The organism is Arthrobacter sp. Y3221114, assembly GCF_059092625.1.
The window spans coordinates 1-516 of sequence record NZ_JBNHHW010000018.1 but is presented as its reverse complement, the minus strand read 5'-3'; the positions used below and the strand labels follow the sequence as shown (position 1 = coordinate 516).

Below are 516 nucleotides of genomic sequence, written 5' to 3'. Positions count from 1 at the left end.
AATCCATGGTCTGCGCGTCATCCAGTTCCGCCGGCTCCACCACCGCCAACAGGCCGGCCAACACCGCGGGCACGCCCACGCCGCCCTCGGGCACCACCGGCCTGCACCCGGTGCCCTCCAGCACCACGGGCAGGGATGCGCCGTCCTCCCCGGTCCCGGCCGATTGCAGTCCGCTGCCCAATCCCTGAGATGCTTCGACGTCCTCGGGCACGGGAGGCTCGCCGCCGCTGGCTTCGGTTGGGGAAGAGGTCCCTGCAGGGTTGGCGGCGTCGACGGCGGCAGACGCGCCCAGGTCAGAGCCCGCAGGAAAGAGTCCGGCGCCATCAAGCCCGATGCCATAACGTCGCAGCAGCGCCTCTGCCACCACCCGCTGCAGCAGCGCGTCCAGCAGGGAACTGTCCGGACGCGAGGGCACACCAAGGTCCATCACCAGTCCCTGTCCCGGAACCGGGAACCGAAGCTCGCCGCCCTCGCCGCCCATATCCTCACGCTACCGGCTGCCTCGGACAGTTTGAG

At 70.3% G+C, this 516-nt stretch carries 1 protein-coding gene; it reads right to left on the bottom strand.

The annotated features are described in order from the left end of the window. A partial coding sequence (locus tag AC5RV3_RS17735) for a hypothetical protein (protein ID WP_494123206.1) occupies window positions 1-481 on the bottom strand: 481 nt, incomplete at its 3' end. Between the last annotated feature and the right edge of the window lie 35 nt (window positions 482-516).